The organism is Microbacterium sp. K41 (assembly GCF_004794395.1).
Taxonomy (GTDB): domain Bacteria; phylum Actinomycetota; class Actinomycetes; order Actinomycetales; family Microbacteriaceae; genus Microbacterium; species Microbacterium sufflavum.
Genome location: NZ_SSDO01000265.1, coordinates 1 through 2,340, shown reverse-complemented (window position 1 = coordinate 2,340; position 2,340 = coordinate 1). Strand labels below are relative to the sequence as shown.

Below are 2,340 nucleotides of genomic sequence, written 5' to 3'. Positions count from 1 at the left end.
GACCGGAGCGTCGTCGCGGGGTCGCCGTGCGCGGGGGAACCGGGGCGCCGGGCGAGCGCGATCGCGTCGTGCGCGAGCGCGACCCGGTCGAGATCGGCGTGGATCGGACGGCTGTGCCCGGGATACTGCTCGGCGAGGATGAGGTCGTCCTCCCGGCCGGAGACCGCGTCGAGGGCGGACTCCGGGTCGCGCTCGGTCACCTCGACCCGGAGGGCGGGGTGACGTTCCGCGAGCGCGGCGAGGGCGCGGGGCAGGAGCGAGTGGGCGGTGGACTGGAACACGGCCAGACGCACGGTCCCCGTCACCTCGGTGAGCGATTCCGCGACCGCGACCCTGGCGTGCTCGAGCTGGTCGAGGATGCCGATCGCCTCGGTCACCAGCACGGTGCCCTGCGGGGTGAGCTGCACGCCGCGCCCCACCCGGCGCAGCAGGGGGACGCCCACGTCGCGCTCGAGGGCCGCGAGCTGCTGCGACACCGAGGCCTTGCTGTAGGACAGTGCGTCGGCGACCGCGGAGAGCGTGCCACGACGCGACAGCTCCACGAGCATGCGCAGGCGGGTGATGTCGAGCACGGGGCCTCGCGTCCGTTAAGTCTGAGTGAACAGAATCCACTCGAATCGGTTGATAGACGGAGCCTACCGAGCGGCTGGACAATGATCCAGCCGCACACGTCACCCGGGTGTGCGCTGCCGAGGAAGGTAACCCCGCCCATGACCGTCATCGACGACACCACGCCCCGCACGGAAGAGGTCGCCGCACTCGTGCAGCGCTGGCTCGCCGAGAGCGAGACCCACCCCGTCGAGCCCGCCGCTCAGCGCCTCTCCGAGGTGCTCAAAGACCCGAACGGTCTCGACTTCACGGTCGGCTTCGTCGACGGCGTCATGCGTCCGGAAGACCTCCGCGTCGCCGGCCGCAAGCTCGCCGAGCTCAGCGACATCACCCCCACGCTGCTGCCCGGCTACCTGCGTGCCGCGATCAAGGCCGGCGGCTTCTGGGCGCCCAAGCTCCCCGGCGTCGTCGTCCCCATCTCGCGTCGCGTGCTGCGGGCGATGGTGGGCCACCTCGTGCTCGACGCCACCCCGTCGAAGCTCGGTCCCGCGATCGCGAAGCTGCGCAAGACCGGCAACCGCCTGAACCTCAACCTGCTCGGCGAGGCCGTGCTGGGCGAGCGCGAGGCCGGCCGCCGCCTGCAGGGCACGTACGACTTCCTCGCCCGCCCCGACGTCGACTACGTGTCGATCAAGGTGTCGAGCGTCGTCAGCCAGCTGTCGATGTGGTCGTTCGACGAGGCCGTCGCCGACGTGGTCGAGAAGCTCACGCCGCTCTACCGGCTCGCCGCGAAGGCGGAGGCTGCGGGCAAGGCCAAGTTCATCAACCTCGACATGGAGGAGTACCGCGACCTCGACCTGACGATCGCGGCCTTCACGAGCATCCTCGACCAGCCCGGGCTGGAGGACCTCGAGGCCGGCATCGTGCTGCAGGCCTACCTGCCCGACGCGCTCGGTGCCATGCAGCGCTTGCAGGAGTGGGCCACCGCCCGCCGGGCGAAGGGCGGGGCGCCCATCAAGGTCCGCGTCGTCAAGGGCGCCAACCTCGCGATGGAAGAGGTCGACGCGGCCGTGCACGGGTGGCCGCTCGCGACCTACGGCACCAAGCAGGACTCCGACACGAACTACAAGCGCGTGCTCGACTGGGCCATGACCCCCGAGCGCCTCGACGCGGTGCGCATCGGCGTCGCCGGACACAACCTGTTCGACATCGCCTACACCTGGCTCCTCGCGAAGGCGCGCGGCGTGACCGACGCGGTCGAGTACGAGATGCTGCTGGGCATGGCGACCGGTCAGGCCGAGGCCGTGCGCAAGGACGTCGGCCGCCTGCTGCTCTACACGCCGGTCGTGAACCCCGCCGAGTTCGACGTCGCGATCGCCTACCTCGTGCGCCGCCTGGAGGAGAACGCGAGCCCGGAGAACTTCATGTCGGCCGTGTTCGAACTCGCGTCGAACCCGACCCTGCTCACGCGCGAGCGCGAGCGGTTCGAGCGCTCCCTCGCCGCCCTCGCCGCCGACGCCGGGCTGCCGGAGTCGCAGCGGGTTCCGGCACCGCACCGCACGCAGAACCGGGCGGACGAGCGCCCCGCCGGCGTGACCGAGGGCTTCGCGAACCAGCCGGACAGCGACCCCGCGCTCGCCGCGAACCGCGCCTGGGGTCGCGACATCCTGCGCCGCTCCGTCTCCACGACGCTGGGGCGTGACGCGATCGCCGCCGCCCGCATCGAGACCGAGGCCGAGCTCGACGCGGTCTTCACCGCCGCGACCGCCGCCGCCGAGCGGTGGGCGGCGG

At 71.9% G+C, this 2,340-nt stretch carries 2 protein-coding genes; one reads left to right on the top strand and one right to left on the bottom strand.

Going from position 1 to position 2,340, the window contains the following annotated elements; genetic code table 11:
* Positions 1-572, bottom strand: a 572-nt coding sequence (locus tag DW309_RS07295; protein WP_136044988.1) for a LysR family transcriptional regulator, incomplete at its 3' end; no start/stop codon positions are given.
* Between the two features lie 138 nt (positions 573-710).
* Between DW309_RS07295 and DW309_RS07290 the strand changes: the two genes are divergently transcribed.
* A partial coding sequence (locus DW309_RS07290; RefSeq protein ID WP_205812666.1) for a proline dehydrogenase family protein occupies positions 711-2,340 on the top strand: 1,630 nt, incomplete at its 3' end.